Source organism: Qipengyuania aestuarii (genome assembly GCF_019711535.1).
Lineage (GTDB): Bacteria > Pseudomonadota > Alphaproteobacteria > Sphingomonadales > Sphingomonadaceae > Qipengyuania > Qipengyuania aestuarii.
This window is the reverse complement of record NZ_JAIGNP010000001.1, coordinates 248,460-265,995: the sequence shown is the minus strand read 5'-3', so window position 1 is coordinate 265,995 and position 17,536 is coordinate 248,460. Positions and strand designations below refer to the sequence as shown.

Here is a 17,536-nt window from a genome sequence, read left to right as displayed (position 1 = left end):
GTGAAACGCCGCGAGAGGCGATCACCGGTCGCTCAATGGTTGTGGCGCAATATCTCGATCATCTGTTCGCGCAGGATGGGATCCCAATCATCCCGCAGCTGCCGGACCCGGGCGATCAGGGCCTCGTTCTCGGCATAGGGAATGTCGGGATCGTAGAGATCGGCGATGGCGGGCATGAACTTGCGGTCCATTTCCTCGAAGGCATCGGCCGAAGCGTGCGCCTGCGCTGCGTTCATGCCCAGCGCCTCGAAAGAGGAGCGACCCATGCGGATGCTGCTGTCGTAGGTTTCGCGGATGATGTCCCGGCAGCCGTAATACCACAAATCGTAGACATGGCTGCGGTCGATCGCACGGGCGACGACGTGGACCTGCGGGTGATTCTTCACCACATATTTGACCAGGCGGTCGATCTGCTCACGCTCGTCCAGCGCGACCACCAGCAACTTTGCCCTGGCGATGCCGGCGGAATCGAGCAGGTCGGGCCTCGTGGCATCGCCGAAATAGGTCCGCAGGCCGAATTTGCGGGCAACTTCCAGCTGCTTGCTGTCATAATCGATGACGGTGGTGGAATAGCCGGCGGCCTGGATCATCCGGTCAACGATCCCGCCCACACGGCCGCGGCCCGCGATGATGACCGGATTTTGCTCTTCGATCACATCCGCCTCTGGCCCCTCCCCTTCGCAGAGCGCATGCGCGATCACCTTGTCGTAGAGGATGAAGAGCAGCGGCGTGGCGAGCATGGTGAGCGCCACGACCAGCAGCAGCATGTCGGCCATCGCTTCGGGGAAGACCGCATTCGCCGCGGCGAAGGAGATCAGCACGAAAGCGAACTCGCCCGCCTGCGGCAGGCTGAGGCAGAACAGCCAGAGCGCCTGCCGCCTGAGGCCGTAGAGCCAGCCCACCGCGAAGAGCACCGCGAACTTGGCCGCAATGATGATCCCTGCCCCCAGCACCACGGTTTGCCAGACCTGCTCCGCCAGAGCGAAATCTATGCTGGCCCCCACGGTGATGAAGAACAGGCCGAGCAGCAGGCCCTTGAACGGGTTGATGTCGCTTTCGAGTTCGTGGCGATATTCGCTGGTCGCCAGAACCACGCCGGCGATGAAGGCGCCCAGTGCGGGCGACAGGCCGACCAGCGACATCAGCAGGGCGATGCCGATCACCACGACCAGCGCGGCGGCGGTGAACAATTCGCGCAGCTGGGCGGCGGCAATATAGCGGAACAGCGGACGGATGGCGTAGATCCCGATGCCGACCACGGCGGCGACCGCGGCAATCCGCGTTGCTGCGGCGAGCCAGATCGGCATCTGCCCGGTCAGGTCGAGCCCGCCATGCGCGCTCTCCCCATGCCCGGCTGCCGCGGGATAGAGGTCCGGCAGGGCGAGCAGCGGCAGCAGCGCAAGGATGGGAATAACCGCCACATCCTGCACCAGCAGGACCGAGAAGCTGGCCTCCCCGCCCTCGCTGCCCATCAGTTTCTTTTCGGTCAGCGTCTGGACGATGATGGCGGTCGACGACAGCGCCAGCACCATGCCGATCGCCAGCGCCGTCTGCCAGGGCTGCGCATCGATCAGCGCAAGGCCGGTGATGCCCAGGGTGGTCAGCAGGACCTGCCCGCCGCCCAGCCCCAGCAGCTTGCCGCGCATGGCCCACAGCCGCCGCGGCTCGATCTCCAGCCCGATGATGAACAGCATCATTACCACGCCGAATTCGGCGAAGACCTGCAAGGCCTCGACATCGACGCGCAGCGCCACGAGCAGCGGGCTGATCGCCATCCCGGCCAGCAGATAGCCGAGCACCGAACCCAGCCCGAAGCGGCTTGCCAGCGGCACTGCCACCACGCCCGCAACGAGGATGAGGAAGGCGAGGATCAGGAAACCGGTCATCCTAAGTCACTCGCCCCGCTCCGTTTTCGTGCATTCTGGCCTAGACGTGCAATGCGCGTCCGTAGCTGGCCAGAACGCTTTCATGCATGGATTCGGAGATCGTGGGATGCGGGAAGACGGTCTGCATCAGTTCCGCCTCGGTCGTTTCCAGCGTCTTGCCGACGACGAAGCCCTGGATCATCTCGGTGACTTCCGCGCCGACCATATGCGCGCCCAGCAATTCGCCGGTCTTGGCATCGAACACGGTTTTCACGAACCCTTCCGCCTCGCCCAGCGCGATGGCCTTGCCGTTGCCGATAAAAGGGAAGGTACCGGCCTTCACCTCGTAACCGGCTTCCTTCGCCTTCGCTTCGGTCAGGCCGACGCTGGCGATTTGCGGGTGGCAATAGGTGCAGCCCGGGATGTTGTTGCGGTCGAGCGGGTGCGGATGAAGATCCTTCTTGCCCAGTTCCTGCGCGATGGCTTCGGCGCAGGTGACGCCTTCATGGCTCGCCTTATGCGCCAGCCACGGCCCCGGCGTGCAGTCGCCGATGGCCCACAGGCCCTTCGACTTGGTGCGGCCGTAATCGTCGATCTGGATGAAGCCGCGGTCCATTTCGACCAGCTTTTCGAGGCCCACATTCTCGGTATTCGGCACGATGCCGATGGCGGTGATGCAGTGGGTGAACTCGGTTTCGGAGACCTTGCCCTTGCTGTCCTTGATCTTCGCCTTCACGCCGCTGCCGGTGACCTTCAGGTCTTCGACCCCCGCGCCGGTCATGATCGTCATGCCCTGCTTGGTCAGGCTCTTCTCGAGAAAGGCGGACACGTCCTTGTCTTCCACCGGCACAATCCGGTCGAGCATTTCGACCACGGTCACATCGACGCCCATGTCGTTGTAGAAGCTGGCGAATTCGATCCCGATCGCGCCCGATCCGATGACCAGCAGTTTCTTCGGCATTTCCTTGGGCGTCATGGCATGGCGATAGGTCCACACGCGTTCGCCATCGGCCTTGGCAAAGGGCAGGTCGCGCGCGCGCGCGCCGGTAGCGACGATCACATGCTTGGCGGTGAGCTTTTCCTCGCCCTTGTCCGATTTCACGGTCAGGCTGGTGGGGCCGGTCAGCGTGCCGGTGCCCATGTGCACCGTGATCTTGTTCTTCTTCATCAGGTGCGTGACGCCCTGATTAAGTTGCTTGGCGACACCGCGGCTGCGCTTCACCACCGCATCGAGATCGGCCTCGATCTCGCCCGCGATCTTGAGGCCGTAATCCTTGGCGTGCTGCGCATAATGCAGGATTTCCGCCGAACGCAGCAGCGCCTTGGTCGGGATACAGCCCCAGTTGAGGCAGATGCCGCCAAGCAGTTCGCGTTCGACGATGGCGGTCTTCAGGCCCAGCTGCGCGCAGCGGATCGCCGCGACATAGCCGCCGGGGCCGGAGCCAAGAACGATGACGTCGTAATTATCAGCCAAGGGGTATTCCTTACTCTATTCAGCAATCAACAAGCGCGCGGCGGCGCGGAACAAGCCTGTCGCCGCGCCAAAGAAGGCAATTATCGCGCGGATCGGACACACCGGAGTCACGATTCGCCCATTGCCCATGTTCAGCTTCGCGGTGCGCACCCTGAAGCAAGTTGACACAGTTGACAGTGTCCTGAGGATAAAACTCCCTCTCGCAAAAGCGGCGGATTTGCAGGCTTTGCGGGGAGGGCCGGCGCGCGTGACATGCGCCTGTGCTACCATTTCCGCGCGTGTGTAGGAAAGCGCTCATGCATCGTTCTCGGGCACGGGATTGGCCGCCTCCGCCGACATGCGGACGGGGCGCGGCTTGTCATCATCATCGAGGAGGACGAATTTGAAGGTGCCTTGCGCGACCTTGGTTTCCGCCGCGCCGTTGCGGGTGCGCGCGATCGCCTCTGCCGCCACGGTGAGCGAAGTGTTGCCAGTGGCGAGGACCTCGCAATAGACCGAGAGCTCGTCGCCCACCTGCATTGCGCCGGGGAAGGCGAAATCCGTGGCCGAGACGACCACCGCCTTGCCCTCGCCCTCGCGGCTTGCGAGCGAGCCTGCGCCGAGCGCCATCTGGCTCATCAACCACCCGCCGAACACCCCGCCATAGGGGTTGAGATCGGTCGGCATGGCCGTGACGCGGATAAGGGGGGTACGGGTTTCCATCGATCAGCCTGCAATCATTTCCAAATAGCGCTCTTCAACCCAGCCCTGCCTGCAAGGACCGGTGTAATTCTCTTCGGACGCGACCGGGCTGCCGGTGCCGCAATCGGCGGCAGTCTGCCCGTCGCCCGGATAGACGATGCCGCTCCAGCCGTTTTCGCTGGCGCAGATCTGCACGCCCTGCGCGGGCGAGAGCGTGTGACGCACCTTGGTCGAAGCGCTGGGCGCGTCGTGCACATAGGGCTTGTCTTCGCCAGCGGCGTCATACTCGGCGACTTCGGCATAGGTGCCGCAGGCGTCGAAATCCGGCCCGTCGCCGCCGATCCGGATCGGCATGGGAATCGGGCCGTCATAGGCGGTTTCGGCAGGCGCGGCGCTTTCTGCCGGAGTAGCGGCCGGCGCGTCATCGGCCGCAGCACCTTCTTCCTGCGGCTGCGAGCAGGCAGCGAGAAAGCAAAGAGCAATGGCAGGAACGGCGTATTTCATGGCATCAACTCCGGAAATTCTTCGGCGGGATCCGGGTCTATGACCCGGCACGCTCCGCGATAGGCTTCGGGTCGTGGGCCGCGTCGCCGAACGGGCGTGAGCGGCCCCAATCACCGGTTCAGCCGTCCTTGCGCAGGACGAGCGTGATACCGTCGAACCAGTTTACCGTAACCGTGCCATCCGTATTCTGCGCGAAAGCGGGAGTGCCGGACACGGCGGGGCCGAAGGTCTCTCCGTCATCGCAGCGCAGGGCGAAGCCGCCTTGCGCTTCGGGATTGCGGATCGGACCGGCGCATGTCGCATCGAAGCCGTAACCCTTCAGCGGGCCGGAAATCGCGTCGCCTTGCCAGCTGATGCTGGACGGTGTGACCGAGAGCGAAAGATTGCGCGCAGCTGCCAGTTCGGCATCGCCGATGGCGGAGACGCCGTTCGGCCGCGTGAGGCGGGTTTCGACCACCTTCCATGTTCCGTCGGCGAGCGGACCTTCGGGCATGGCTGGCTGTTCTGCATCGGCGGCCGGTTCTGCAGCAGCAGTCTCAGCCGCATTTGCCGTCGCTTCGCTATCTGCCGCCGTATCGGTTTCGGCGGGCGCATTCGCATCGGAACAGGCAGCCACAAGACTCAGGCTGGCGGCTGCGGTCAGAATGCCAAACAGGTTCGTCTTCATACCAAAAGTCCCATCGGGTTTTCACACAGCTGCTTGAAGGCTTCCATCAGCTGCGCGCCGTCGGCGCCGTCGATGGCGCGATGGTCGAAGCTGCCGGTGGCGCTCATCACGGTGGCGACGCCCAGTGCGCCGTCGATCACCCAGGGGCGCTGCTCGCCCGCGCCGACGGCGAGGATCATCGCCTGCGGCGGGTTGATCACGGCGTCGAACTGCTTGGTGCCGAACATGCCGAGGTTGGAGAGCGAAGCGGTGCCGCCCTGGAATTCATGCGGCTGCAGCTTGCCGTCCTTGGCCTTGCCCGCCAGTTCCTTCATCTCGGTGCTGATCTGGGCCAGACCCTTCTTGCCCGCATCGCGGATGATCGGCGTGATCAGGCCCGAAGGCGCGGCCACGGCGACCGAGATATCCTCGCGCGAATACTGGAACAGCTCGTCGCCCTGGAAGCTGACGTTGCAAGCGGGCACGCGCTGGAGCGCACGGGCCAGCGCCTTGATCAGGAGATCGTTGACCGAAAGCTTCACGCCGTCCGCCTCGAGGCTCTTGTTGAGTTCGCCGCGCAGCTTGAGCAGCGCATCGAGGCGCACGTCCACGGTGAGGTAGATGTGCGGGATCGTCTGCTTCGCCTCGGTGAGACGCTTGGCGATGACCTTGCGGACATTGTTGAGCTTGGTCGCTTCGTAAGGCGCATCGAGATCGCCGCCCTGCGATGCCGGTTTCGGGGCGCTGGGTGCGGGTGCGGCGCTTTCCTTGGCGGGTGCTGCCGCGCCGGGCTTGGCGTTTTCGACGTCGGCCTTCACGATCCGGCCATTGGGGCCGGAACCGGTTATGCCCGAAAGGTCGAGGCCCTTCTGCTCGGCGATGCGGCGCGCGAGCGGCGAGGCCTTGATGCGCTTGCCATCGTCATCGGTGGGGGCCGCCGGAGCGGAGCCGGTGGCTGCGGGAGCAGGCGCCGGCGATGGAGAGGAAGCCGATTTCTCGGTCCGTTTTTCTTCCTGCTCGACCTTTTCCTCGCGCTGCTGCTTTTCGGCCTCGACCTTCCCGTCGTCGGACGAGCTTTCTGCTTTGTCGCCGGAAGGCGCGGCCTTGGCGGCTTCTTCCACGTCCTCGCCCTCTTCGGCGAGCATGGCTATCACGGTGCCGACCTTTACGCCTTCGGTGCCTTCCTCGATCTGGATCGAGGCGAGCGTGCCTTCGTCCACGGCTTCGAATTCCATCGTCGCCTTGTCGGTTTCGATCTCCGCCATGATATCGCCGGCGGAAATGGTATCACCCGGCTTCACCAGCCATTTGGCGAGGGTCCCCTCCTCCATGGTGGGCGACAGGGCGGGCATCTTGATCGGCGTGGGCATTGGTGACGTTACGTCCTCGCTGGGTAATGTGTTGCGGTGGTCTCTGGCCAATTTGCGCCGCCCCCGCAAGGTCCTTGCGTAGAATACGAATTAGCTTGTAACCGGCTTCCACAACAGGGAGCCGGACCCATGCGTATTTATCTCGTCGTCATGGACGAAACCGAAGAAGCCAAGCAGGCGCTGCGGTTCGCCTCGCTGCGCGCCATGAAGACCGGCGGATCGGTGCATATCCTCGCACTCGTACCGCAGCAGACCTTCAATGCCTTCGGCGGTGTGCAAGCCACGATCGAACAGGAAGCACGCGAGCGAGCCGAGGTCATGGCGAACAATGCCGCGGGCAATATTTTCGGGGAAATGGGCAAGCGCCCCGTGATCGCGGTCCGGCCCGGGGCGCCGGCCGATGTGATCGCCAAATATCTCGAGGACAATGGCGAAGTGGCCGCGCTGGTATTGGGCACGGCCACGGAAGGAGGCAACGATCCGCTGGTGGCGCATTTCGCCGCCCGCGCGGCCAGCCTGCCCTGCCCGCTCTATCTGGTGCCGGGCAATCTTTCGAAGGAAAGGCTGGACGAGCTGGCGTGACCCGTCAGGTCAGCGTGCCGCGCGTCGGATAGCCCTTGTCCATGGTGAATTCGAGGCCTTCGAGCAGGTCGTCGAGGTTCGGCCGGGTAAACGGCGCACTCTGGACGACGGCAAAATGCAGCGTTCCATCGGGCTTCACCACGAACAGGCCGGGTTCGCTGAATACGTCGGGTTCTTTGCTGCCATCACGCTTCTGCGAGAGATAGAGCCCCCATTCGCGCGCCTTGTCCTCGCTCATCGAATGCGCCAGCGGCAGATCGGCCGTGTCCCATTCCTCGTGGCTGACGGCGGCGCGTTCGGGACTGTCCATCGAGACGGCAAAGACGTTGATGCCCTTGTCGGTGAAATTGCTCAGCTTGCTGCCGAGTTCGGTCAGATATTTCTTGCAGATCGGGCAGTGCTTGCCGCGATAGAACACCAGCATGGTGAAGTTTTCTGGCGACTGCTCCGACAGCTCGAAACGGGCATCGATGGTCAGCGGCAGGTCGAGCGGGGGGACGGGCTTTCCGGGAATGAGGGTCATGATATCTCCTTTACGAAGATCAATGACCGGCCACCCGTGCCCGTTCCGCCCTACTTCTTCTTGCGGCCCTGGTGCCGGATATTCTTCGGCCGCCCGCGCTGGCCCTGAGCGTGCTTCTGGCGCGGGGCGCCCTGCCCTTTGCGCAGCGGCTTCTTCTTGTGCTGGAACCGCTCGCCGCGCTTTTCCACCGGCGACCCGTCGCTGTCGGGGATTTCGAACTTGAGCGCGCCGGTCAGGGCATTGGCCTCGGCCAGCTTGAGCTTCAGCCGGTCACCCACTGCATAGGTGGTTCCGCTATCTTCGCCGACCAGTTCCCTCGCCGCCTCATCGTAACGGAAATATTCGCGGCCCAGCGTCGAGACCGGAACGAGCCCGTCACCGCCCAGGTTTTCGATGGTCGCAAAGAAGCCGAAGCCCTGAACGCCGGTGATCCTGGTATCGAAGGTCTGCCCCACACGGCCCGATAGCCACGCGGCGACATAACGGTCGATCGTATCACGCTCGGCCTCCATGGCGCGGCGCTCGGTCTGGCTGATCGCATCGGTAATCTGGTTGAGCGCGGTCTTGTCGCGATCCGAAAGCCCCGAATCCTCGGGGATGTCGCCTTTCGGCTTGGGCTGTTCCAGCTTGTAGGCATCGACCAGTGCCCGATGGACGAGCAGATCGGCATAGCGCCGGATCGGCGAGGTGAAATGGGCATAGCTGCCAAGCGCCAGCCCGAAGTGGCCCGAATTGGAAGGACCGTAATAGGCCTGCGTCTGACTACGCAGCACGGCCTCCATTATCAGAGCCTTTTCAGCAGGATCGACGATGTCCTTCAGCATCCGGTTGAAGAGGCCGGGCGTGATTACCTGCCCCATCGCGAAGCTCTTGCCCTGCGTGGCGAGATATTCCTTGAACGCCGTCAGCTTCTCGCGGCTCGGCGTTTCGTGCACGCGGTAGACCACTGGCGCGGCTTTCTCTTCCAGCGCCTTGGCTGCCGCGACATTGGCGGCAATCATGAAGTCTTCGACCACACGGTGGGCATCGAGCCGCTCGCGCACGGCGATTTCCTCGATCACGCCCTCGTCGTTGAGGCGGACCTGCCGTTCCGGCAGTTCGAGATCCAGCGGGTCGCGGGCCTGGCGCGCCTTGAACAGCAGCTTCCACGCGCCCCACAGGTTTTTCAGGTGCTCGTCGGCGCTGCCGTCGTCGATCGCCTTCTGGGCGTCTTCATAAGCGATATTCGCTGCAAGCCGCACGATCGCGCGGGTGAAGCGCCACTTGGTGATTTTGCCTTCGGGCGAGATCCGCAGATGGCAGGCCATGGCGGCGCGGTCTTCGTTATCGACCAGCGAGCAGACGTCCGCCGACAGGATTTCGGGCAGCATCGGCACGACCCGATCGGGAAAATAGACCGAATTGCCGCGCTTGCGGGCTTCCTTGTCCAGCTTGCCGCCCGGACGAACATAAAAGGATACGTCGGCAATCGCGACGATCGCCTTGTAGCCGCCGTGCCCATCGGGCTGGGCCCAGATCGCATCATCGTGATCGCGCGCATCGGCGGGATCGATGGCGACGATGGGCACATCGCGCAAATCCTCGCGCTTGTCTTCGCTGAGCGGCAGGTCGGCGACGCGCTGCGCCTCTGCCAGCGCTTCATCGGGAAAGACATATGGGATGCCGTGCTTGGCAATGGCGATAAGGCTGAAGCTCTTGGGCGCCAGCGGATCGCCGATAACCTCGACCACCTTCACGGCGGAGCGGGCCGATTTGCCGGCCTTTTCGGCCAGCACCAGTTCGCCTTCATCGGCACCGCCAAGATCGGCAATGGGTGAAGAATTGCGGACCCGCTTGTCGACCGGCGCCAGCCATGGCTTGCCGCTGCCGTCGAACTCCACCACGCCCATCAGGCCTTCGGTGCGGGCCGGCAGCTTTTTCATGGGATGCGCCACCCAGCCTTTGCCGCGTTCCTCGGTCCGGGCAAGGAAGCGGTCGCCGCGCTTGAGCGCCGCGACCTTCTTGCTTTCCTTGACCACCAGCCGCGGGGGCTTGCCGGGCGCATCGGCGTCCCAGCTTTCCGGGACGGCGATGGGATCGCCATCTTCGATCTCGACCACCTTGAGCACGGTGACCTTGGGCAGACCGCCCATCTTGTGGAAGGCGGTTTTCTTGCCGTCGATCAGGCCTTCTTCGGCCATGTCCTTGAGGCGCTTCTTAAGCGCGATCTTTTCCTGCCCCTTGATGCCGAATGCCTTGGCGATTTCGCGCTTGCCGGCGGGCTTGTCGGAGGCCTGGATGAATTCGAGTATTTCCGTTTTGGACGGAAGCCCCTGCTTCCGTCCGGTTCTGTTCTGTTTTGTCATGCGCGCCATATGGGGACACAGCTACTCGCTGTCATCCTCTTCGGCGGCGATAGGTTCGAATTGGCCTGCCGGGACCGCGCTGGATACGGGGCTCATCACGCCATCGGCACCGGTGGCGCTGACGCCGAAAATCCAATCGTCGCCGCGCACGCCTTCGAGCCGCGCATTGTTAGCGACCACGTTTTCTATCACCGGCTCATCGCGCCAGTAGGGTTCATCGGTGCGGCGCTGCCAAACCGTATAGCTCACCGCGCCGGGCACCTCTGCCCAGGTCACGTCGGTAAAGGTCTGGACTGCGGCCTTGGCGGCCGATGCCGGCGGTGCGGGAGACCGGGCAAGCTTGTCGAGTGCGCGGATATTGAACTGGGTGACCTTGGCGAGATAGGCGAAATCCATCTCGTCCACCGTGTCGCCATAAGTCACACCGTCTTCGGTGCGCAGGTCCTGATGCTGGTGTTCGTAATCTTCCACGGCAACGGCGATCCGGATTGCCGGGAAACCCTTTTCCATGAAGGGGATCTGATCACCGCCGCGGCCCATGCGGTCTACCCGCCAGATCTGGCGCACATCGAGCCCGCCTGCGGTTTCATCCGCAACATCGTCGAGCCATCGGGAAAGATTGCGGCTCGGGCTGTCGTTTTCCCCTCCCTCGCGGCGCTGCGAAGCGCGGATCGCATCGGTCAGGTCGGCCCGCGGTCCTTCGGAGAAGACCCGGACATGTTCGGCATCGCAGTACCCGTCGCTCCCGCAGCTGTTGCCGACGACATCGTTGTTGAGCACCGCCTTCACGTCCCAGCCCTGTTCTTCGGCATAGTCGGCCAGCAAGCGCCCGCCATAAAGCCCCTGCTCTTCGCCCGAGAGCAGCGCGTAGACGATCGTCACGGGATAGCGATTGCGGCTGAGGTTGCGGGCGGCCTCCAGCACCAGGACGGTGCCCGAGCCATCGTCATTCGCGCCGGGCGCATCGCTTTGCCAATCCATCACGTCGCTGCCGCGGCTGTCGATATGGCCCTGGACGATGACGACCTCGTTCGGCCGCTCTGTCCCGCGCTGGATGGCGACGGCATTGCGAATGCGTGTCGGGCGCGGCAGGCGGCCGCCCTCAGGCTCGATACGCTCTGGTGCAATTACAGTGAGGCATCCGCCGCAAGTGCCTGATATACGGCCGAATTCAGCCAGCCCCCAATCGACCGCCGCGCCGATGCCGCGTTCGGGATTGTCTTGCTCCGACAGCGTGTGCCGCGTGCCGAACCCGACCAGCGTATCGATATCGGCGCGCAGCCGTTCCTGCGAGACATCGGCGGCGGGATCGGCAGGCGCGGTTTCCTGCGCTGCAAGCGGGGCGGAGACGAGGGCGACGAGCGGAAGGAGTGTTCTCATGCCGCGCAGGTTTGCCCGACTTGGTCTTAATTACAACCGTCTTGTCGATCCCTGCCCGGCCCGCACCGGAGCTAGGCAGGAATCAGTAGGCGCCCACCGTCCTATCAGTATGCCTTCGCCAGCAGAATACGCTCGACCGCCGGTTCGCCGGAGAAGATGCAGGCACCATCGACCGGCACGTTGTTCATCGGCACGTTGCGGATGGTGAGCTTGTGTTCCTTCAGCCGCTCCACGACCTTTTCCAGCGCCGCGCCGGTGGGTTTGGACCACTGGACCTCCACCCATCCGGGATAGCGCGAGGCGGCGAAATGCTTTTCGACCTCGGCAAAATCGGTGATGCCGCGCGTGATATTGGCGTCGCGCCGTTCCTGCGCCTCGGTCAGCAGGGCGCCCTGCATGTCGGCCAGAATGTCGGGAATGGTCTGGCCGGCCACTTCGCGGGTCGGGGTCTGGAAGGCGGTCTTGCCCGTTTCCTGATCCCACAGACGATCGCGGCGCAGCAGCGAAACGGCGCCGTTCTCCATGTCGCGCCCGCCGACTTCCACGATGATCGGAGCGCCCTTGCGGACATAATCCCAGCGCTTCTGGGCCGCCTTGCCGGGCCGGATGTCGAGCAGGACGCGCAGCTGCTCGCCCAGCACATGCTGGCTGGCGAGAGTGGCGCGCAGCGCCTCGCAATAGTCGATCAGCGCCTGGTCTTCGGGCTTGTCGCGCAGCATGGGCAGGATCACGACCTGCTGCGGCGCGATCTTGGGCGGCAGGCGCAGACCGTCGTCATCGCCATGCGTCATGATGACGCCGCCGACCATGCGCGTGGACACGCCCCAGCTGGTGGTATGGGCCAGGCTCTCCCCGCCGTCGCGGTTCTGATATTTGATGCCCGAAGCCTGAGCGAAATTGGTGCCAAGATAGTGGCTGGTGCCGGCCTGCAGCGCCTTGCCGTCCTGCATCATCGCCTCGATCGACCAGGTCTCCACCGCGCCCGGGAAGCGCTCGTTCTCGGGCTTCTCGCCGGGGACGACGGCCAGCGCGAGGTCTTCGTCGGCAAAGGCACGATAGACTTCGAGCATGCGAAGCGTATGCTCCTTGGCCTCGGCTTCCTCGGCGTGGGCGGTGTGGCCTTCCTGCCATAGGAATTCACTGGTGCGCAGGAACATGCGGGTGCGCATTTCCCAGCGCACGACATTGGCCCACTGATTGAGCTTCAGCGGCAGATCGCGCCAGCTCTGCACCCAGCGCGCCATGGCATCACCGATGATGGTTTCCGACGTCGGCCGAACGACCAGCGGCTCTTCCAGCTTGGCCTCGGGATCCGGCACCAGTCCGCCATCCTTGCCCGCGATCAGGCGGTGGTGCGTGACGACGGCCATTTCCTTGGCGAAACCTTCGACATGCTCGGCCTCGCGCTCGAAATTGGAAAGCGGGATGAAGAGCGGGAAATAGGCGTTTTCATGCCCCGTCGCCTTGATCCGGTCGTCGAGCAGGCGCTGCATGCGCTCCCAGATGCCGAATCCCCAGGGGCGGATGACCATGCAGCCCCGCACGCCCGATTCTTCGGCCATTTCGGCCGCCGCGATGACTTCCTGATACCAGGCGGCGAAATCGTCTTCGCGGCGGGAATTGAGGGCGTGGCGGATCTTGGACATCGAATTTCGGACCTTATGCTCGGAGCCGCTGGCGCGCCCGAGATGCACTCGCGCCCGGCCTTGCGAAGCTCCGTCCTGACTGGTGGGGCCGCCCATAAAGAACTGGATGGCGGTTGGGCAATGCCCTGCTTTGCTCTTGCCAGGCCAAAGTCTGGCGAAAAAGAGACTTTTTAAGCGCGAGCTTTACTTGCTCAGTTCGTCCAGTTTCTTCTGCATCGCGGCCATTTGCTCGCGCATCTGGGCGAGATCGTCTTCATCGGCCTTTTGCGGTGCATCTTCGGTCTTGCGAGTGGCGGGGATGAAGGCTTCGGCGGCGTTCTGCATCATCTTGATGTTCGCTTCGGCCATCTTGGCGAAGGGATTGGTTTCCAGCCCCTTGGCAAAGGCCGACTGCAGCTCTTCCCGGTTCTTGCGGAAATGGGCCATGCTGGCTTCGAGATAGCTCGGCATCATCGACTGCATCGAATTGCCGTACATCGAGATGAGATCGCGCAGGAAGCTGACAGGCAGCATGTGCTGCGTCCCGTGGCTTTCTTCCTCGACGATGATCTGCGTGAGGATCGTATGGGTGATGTCGTCACCCGTCTTGGCGTCGAGGACCTGGAAATCGACGTTTTCGCGCACCATCAGGGCCAGATCGTCAAGCGTGATATAGCTCGACGTGTCGGTGTTGTAGAGACGCCGGTTGGCGTACTTCTTGATGATGATCGGTTCGCCCTCGGCGGTCCGCTTGGCCATGTTCTGCTCTCTCCCCAGGCTGACAAGTCTTGTGCAGCGCAAACAGCTTAGCACTTGCACAATGTGCAACGCAACACGCGTGTTAGCGGGCGAACCTGTTGCCGAGCACGGTCAGCAACTCATATTGCGACAACGAGGTCTGCCGGTGCGCATCGGGCAGGTGATAGGGCAGCTCGAGCCAGTCTCCTTCCTTAAGCTCCGGTGTCCCGGACAGATCGACCACGATCATGTCCATCGACACTTTGCCAAGGATCGGTATCGGTTTGTGGCCGCTCAGGAAGGCACCGCCGGCCCAGCTTCGCAAGATGCCGTCTGCATAGCCGAGAGAGACGACGCCCACCCGCATTTCGGTGCTCGCAGTGAAGGTGGCGTTATAGCCGACCTTGTCCCCGGCAGACAGGCTGCGCGTCTGCATGATCGCAGCCATGGGCCGGGCGACCTGGCGGATATGTTCGGCCAGCTCATCGCGCGGCACACCGCCATACAGTGCGAGCCCGGGCCGCGTCAGGTCGAAGTGATAATCGCCGCCTAGGGCGATCCCGGCGCTGTTGGCGAGGCTCGCTTCCTTGTGCTCGATCCGCTGGATGGCATCGCGAAAGATTTCGAGCTGGCGCGCGTTCATCGGGCTGTCCTCATCCGCGCAGGCAAGATGGCTGAGGAGAACCTGGATATCGAGAGCCTCGACCAGCGGATCGGCGAGTTCCTGCGGCGAAATTCCGAGTCGGTTGATGCCGCTGTCCATCATCAGGTGGCATGGCCCACCGCCGCCGTCGAGCCAGAGCCTCGCCTGTCGAAGAGAATCGATCACCGGGAGGACGCCGGTGTCACGCGCGAAGGCGACATCGCTTTGATCCAGAGGACCATGCAGGACGGCGATCTGCTCAGCGGGTACATGCTCCAGCACCGGCAGGACTTCGGCCCAGTGCGCTACGAAGAAATTGCGGCAGCCCGCGTCTCTCAACACCGGAACGCAAATGTCCACGCCCAGGCCATAGCAATCGGCCTTGACCGCCGCCCCGGCTCTCGCCTCGCCGGAAAGACGATCAAGGGCGCGCCAATTATGCGCCAGAGCCTCGCGATCAATGGCGAGGCGCAGAGAAGGAGAAGGAATTTTCATCAGGGTATGACAGGCGAAACCGGAGGTGCATTGTTGGCATCTTCGAAATCGCGTGGCGGCCCGTCTGGCAGGCCCCACCACGCGACAATCAGGCCGAAGCCGACGACTGCCATCGTATACCACAGGCCGGCGTAAACGTCACCGCTGCGCGCCACGATAATTCCGGCGATCAGCGGCAGGAAGCCGCCCAGATAGCCGGCACCGATATGGTAGGGAATGGACATGGAACTGTAGCGGATCCGGGCCGGGAACATCTCGCACAGCAGCGCGGCAACCGAACCATAGGTCAGCGCGGACAGCATGCCGCAAACAAGTAGCAGAGCGCCGATGCCGAGAAGGTTGAGCAATGGCGGTGTCTGGCGGGCGAAATCGAAGCCGCGCGCGCTGAGGGCATCCTGCAATCCGTCACGCCGTGCAACGGCGTCCCCCGCCCAGTTCGCGCCCAGCGCGATTTCTTCCCCTCCGACAGTCAGGCTCAATTCCTCAGCGTCTTCGACATCGTAGGCGACGCCGCTTGCGGTGAGAGTTTCCAGTAGTTTGCCGCACCCGCTCTGGTCACGGTCGAACAGTTCGGCAAAGGGATCGGTGGTGCAATTCTGCCCGCTGACGAGGACGGGATTGTCCCGCGCAGCCTGAGCCAGGCCGGGATTGGCAAGGCTGCCCATGCCCCAGAAGATCGGGAAGAGCAGCAGCAGTGCGGCAATGGCACCGATGATGATCGGCTTCTTGCGCCCTACCCGGTCGGACCATTTGCCGATCACGACGTAAAAACTCATCGAGATCAATCCCGCGATCAAGAGGATCCACTCTACCGTCGTCTCGTCCACCCGCATGTCGCGGCGCAGGAAACTCAGCGATGAGAAGAAGGCCGTATACCAGATGGTGGTGAGCACTCCGGTGATGCCGAACAGGGCCACGAAGATGCGCTTGGGATTGCCGGGATAGGTCAGGCTCTCCTTGAAGGGATTGGCGCTGGTCTCCCCGGCCTCTTTCATCGCCTGGAATACCGGACTTTCGGACAGCTTGAGGCGCATCCACAGCGATATGCCGAGCAGCACGATGGAGAGCAAGAAAGGCACGCGCCAACCCCAGGCGGCAAAATCGTCGGCCGGGATCACGGCACGGCAGGCGAGCACCACGACGATGGAGAGCACGAATCCGCCGACCACGCTGGCCTGGATGAAACTGGTATAGAAGCCCCTCTTTTCCGGCGGGGCGTGCTCAGCCACGTAAATGGCCGCGCCGCCATATTCACCGCCAAGCGCCAGACCCTGGAGGATACGCAGACAAATCACGATGATCGGCGCGGCGATGCCGATACTGGCGGCGCCGGGAATGAGACCGACGCCCGCAGTTGCAATTCCCATCAATGTGACGGTGACGAGGAAGGTATATTTGCGCCCGAGGCGGTCACCAAGAAAACCGAACAGGATTGCGCCGAGCGGGCGAAACCCGAAACCGACGGCGAAGCCTGCCCAGACCAGCAGGATCTGCAATGTTTCGTTGCCGCTGGGAAAGAAGGCCGCTCCGATCAGGCCAGCGAGCGTGCCGTAGATGAAGAAATCGTACCATTCGAAGATCGTACCCGCGCTGCTGGCGGCGATGACAAGGCGAATTTCCTTCTCGGTCGGTTCCCGCAATGCAGCAACGTCGCCTGCCATTCCTCACCCTCTCCGTAACTTTATGAGATTCGATCTAGCGTTCGTCGCCCGAATTGGAAAGCGCGTCCAGCGCTGCCTGCCACGGCAGAAGGATCGCGCCGTGGCGACCGGGAAAATTCCTGGCCATCTCGATTTTCTCGAGATCCGGCCAGTCCGGCAGAGTGCCTTCGCCGGCAAGCCATGTCTCCAGAGCAACAAGTGTGTCCGCGATATCCTGCGGGGACCGTCCTTGTGCGTGGCGAAGGAAAATCGCCGCCGCGCCCTGCCCCACAGCGCAGGCCTGTGCCTGCAATCCCAGCCCGGCCAAATCACGATGGCTCGAAATGCGGATAATGCTCCCGCAACTGCGCGAACGAGCTTCTCCAAGTAGCGGCGCTGCAGCGTCGTAAGGGGAACCGGCAAGTTCTACCGCGAGTGATAGCAATTCCGGCGAATAGAGCGCTCCCTTTTGCGTATCGCTCACTATGCTTCCGCCTCGGACGCAGTGTCATCGCTCTCTTCCTCACGCAATTTGGCGCGGCGCTGGGCGAGCACTTCCACCATCGACCGGGATCCGGAATCGATGAGTTCATAGCTGCGAGCCGTGGTCATCCAGGTCGGGCGGCCGCGGTAATCCCAAACGGAATCGTAACCCAAAACCAGCACTGAGAAGGCTATGATCACGATGATCAGGCCCTTTAGCGCACCGAAGCCGAAGCCGAGAACACGGTCGATCGGCCCTAGAAACGATTGCCGGGATGCCTGCCCCACATTGTTGGCGATGACCTTCATGGCTGCGTAGGGGATGAGCAGGAGGAAAGTGAAAGCAAGGACCGAAGTCGTCACATTGGCCCCGATGTATTCCTGCATCTGCAGCGTGAGCGGAGTGTGCAAGTATCGAATGGCCACGGCTGCGAGTATCCACGCACCCAGCGACAGGACCTCCTGTAGAAAGCCGCGCAGGAACCCACCCACCGCAGCTACGCCGACAATCAAAAGAACAATGAGATCGAAACCCGTCATAC

Annotated in this window: 16 protein-coding genes; 1 reads left to right on the top strand and 15 read right to left on the bottom strand. The window is 63.1% G+C overall.

The features are described 5' to 3' along the window. Positions 1-32 precede the first annotated feature (32 nt). The 6 genes from K3175_RS01325 to K3175_RS01300 all read right to left on the bottom strand — a co-directional run bounded on the left by K3175_RS01325 (position 33) and on the right by K3175_RS01300 (position 6,540). A complete protein-coding gene (locus K3175_RS01325; RefSeq protein ID WP_221541573.1) occupies positions 33-1,886 on the bottom strand; it encodes a cation:proton antiporter domain-containing protein in 1,854 nt (617 codons plus the stop codon). A gap of 40 nt (positions 1,887-1,926) precedes the next feature. Continuing rightward, positions 1,927-3,339 carry a dihydrolipoyl dehydrogenase gene (lpdA, locus tag K3175_RS01320; RefSeq protein ID WP_221541572.1) on the bottom strand — a complete coding sequence of 471 codons (1,413 nt, stop codon included), beginning with the start codon at positions 3,337-3,339 and terminating at the stop codon, positions 1,927-1,929. Between the two features lie 294 nt (positions 3,340-3,633). Continuing rightward, positions 3,634-4,041, bottom strand: coding sequence for an acyl-CoA thioesterase (locus K3175_RS01315; RefSeq protein ID WP_221541571.1), 408 nt, complete (start codon positions 4,039-4,041; stop codon positions 3,634-3,636). A 3-nt stretch (positions 4,042-4,044) separates the two neighbouring features. Continuing rightward, a complete protein-coding gene (locus K3175_RS01310; protein ID WP_221541570.1) occupies positions 4,045-4,524 on the bottom strand; it encodes a hypothetical protein in 480 nt (159 codons plus the stop codon). A 118-nt stretch (positions 4,525-4,642) separates the two neighbouring features. Then, positions 4,643-5,191 (bottom strand): hypothetical protein, encoded by a 549-nt coding sequence (locus K3175_RS01305; RefSeq protein WP_221541569.1) that lies wholly within the window; start codon positions 5,189-5,191, stop codon positions 4,643-4,645. Beyond that, on the bottom strand, positions 5,188-6,540 hold the full coding sequence (locus K3175_RS01300; protein ID WP_221542311.1) for a pyruvate dehydrogenase complex dihydrolipoamide acetyltransferase: 1,353 nt from the start codon (positions 6,538-6,540) through the stop codon (positions 5,188-5,190). Before K3175_RS01300 ends, K3175_RS01305 begins: the two co-directional genes overlap by 4 nt. A 129-nt stretch (positions 6,541-6,669) precedes the next feature. Between K3175_RS01300 and K3175_RS01295 the strand changes: the two genes are divergently transcribed. Then, the gene (locus tag K3175_RS01295) at positions 6,670-7,122 is read left to right on the top strand and encodes a universal stress protein (protein ID WP_221541568.1); all 453 of its coding nucleotides are present in this window, start codon (positions 6,670-6,672) and stop codon (positions 7,120-7,122) included. A gap of 4 nt (positions 7,123-7,126) precedes the next feature. Here K3175_RS01295 and K3175_RS01290 read toward each other — a convergent pair whose 3' ends face one another. The 9 genes from K3175_RS01290 to K3175_RS01250 all read right to left on the bottom strand — a co-directional run bounded on the left by K3175_RS01290 (position 7,127) and on the right by K3175_RS01250 (position 17,534). After that, a complete protein-coding gene (locus K3175_RS01290) occupies positions 7,127-7,645 on the bottom strand; it encodes a peroxiredoxin-like family protein (RefSeq protein WP_221541567.1) in 519 nt (172 codons plus the stop codon). Positions 7,646-7,695: 50 nt separating this feature from the next. After that, complete coding sequence (gene rnr, locus K3175_RS01285; RefSeq protein WP_425594818.1) at positions 7,696-9,990, bottom strand: ribonuclease R; 2,295 nt, start codon at positions 9,988-9,990, stop codon at positions 7,696-7,698. A 21-nt stretch (positions 9,991-10,011) separates the two neighbouring features. After that, entirely contained in the window at positions 10,012-11,370 is a 1,359-nt protein-coding gene (locus K3175_RS01280) for a M20/M25/M40 family metallo-hydrolase (RefSeq protein ID WP_221541565.1), read from the bottom strand. 104 nt (positions 11,371-11,474) lie between these two features. Further along, positions 11,475-13,016, bottom strand: coding sequence for a proline--tRNA ligase (gene proS / locus K3175_RS01275; protein ID WP_221541564.1), 1,542 nt, complete (start codon positions 13,014-13,016; stop codon positions 11,475-11,477). Positions 13,017-13,199: 183 nt separating this feature from the next. Continuing rightward, the gene (gene phaR, locus K3175_RS01270) at positions 13,200-13,754 is read right to left on the bottom strand and encodes a polyhydroxyalkanoate synthesis repressor PhaR (protein ID WP_221541563.1); all 555 of its coding nucleotides are present in this window, start codon (positions 13,752-13,754) and stop codon (positions 13,200-13,202) included. 82 nt (positions 13,755-13,836) lie between these two features. Continuing rightward, a complete protein-coding gene (alr, locus tag K3175_RS01265) occupies positions 13,837-14,871 on the bottom strand; it encodes an alanine racemase (protein ID WP_221541562.1) in 1,035 nt (344 codons plus the stop codon). Further along, positions 14,871-16,532, bottom strand: coding sequence for an MFS transporter (locus tag K3175_RS01260; RefSeq protein WP_221541561.1), 1,662 nt, complete (start codon positions 16,530-16,532; stop codon positions 14,871-14,873). Before K3175_RS01260 ends, alr begins: the two co-directional genes overlap by 1 nt. A gap of 34 nt (positions 16,533-16,566) precedes the next feature. Then, on the bottom strand, positions 16,567-16,995 hold the full coding sequence (locus tag K3175_RS01255) for an iron-sulfur cluster assembly scaffold protein (protein ID WP_221541560.1): 429 nt from the start codon (positions 16,993-16,995) through the stop codon (positions 16,567-16,569). Next, positions 16,995-17,534 (bottom strand): CvpA family protein, encoded by a 540-nt coding sequence (locus K3175_RS01250; RefSeq protein ID WP_221541559.1) that lies wholly within the window; start codon positions 17,532-17,534, stop codon positions 16,995-16,997. The genes K3175_RS01255 and K3175_RS01250 overlap by 1 nt, the downstream gene beginning before the upstream one ends. Between the last annotated feature and the right edge of the window lie 2 nt (positions 17,535-17,536).